Source organism: Arthrobacter sp. SIMBA_036 (assembly GCF_046535135.1).
Taxonomy (GTDB): domain Bacteria; phylum Actinomycetota; class Actinomycetes; order Actinomycetales; family Micrococcaceae; genus Arthrobacter.
In genome coordinates this window covers 1-233 of sequence record NZ_JAWRXG010000482.1, presented here as the reverse complement: position 1 = coordinate 233, position 233 = coordinate 1, and the positions used below count along the sequence as shown (strand labels likewise).

At 48.9% G+C, this 233-nt stretch carries 1 protein-coding gene; it reads right to left on the bottom strand.

Annotation, left to right across the window (positions count from 1 at the left end; all coding sequences use genetic code 11):
- Positions 1–93: 93 nt before the first annotated feature.
- Positions 94–219 (bottom strand): NAD-binding protein, encoded by a 126-nt coding sequence (locus tag SB659_RS20610; protein WP_410551789.1) that lies wholly within the window; start codon positions 217–219, stop codon positions 94–96.
- Positions 220–233: the final 14 nt, after the last annotated feature.

Below are 233 nucleotides of genomic sequence, written 5' to 3'. Positions count from 1 at the left end.
CTTTAACCAGTGGTTCTGGAATAACCAGTTCACGACCCGTAACCAGACCGGAGATGTCTTTGGCTTTATTGGCAATTTTGTCCTGCTGAGAGACTAGCTAGCGACTTCGCGAACGGTGGTTTCGGTGTGAAGCTCAGGACCGTCCTGCTTCATGCGTTCCAGCAAACCATCGGTAATATCTTTATCAAAGGTACGCAACGGACGGTCACGACGTACCATTAAATGAGTGTCAG

Bases quoted from the DNA above. Each gene is read 5' to 3' on its own strand.
- SB659_RS20610 (WP_410551789.1), bottom strand. From the start codon at position 219: ATGGTACGTCGTGACCGTCCGTTGCGTACCTTTGATAAAGATATTACC.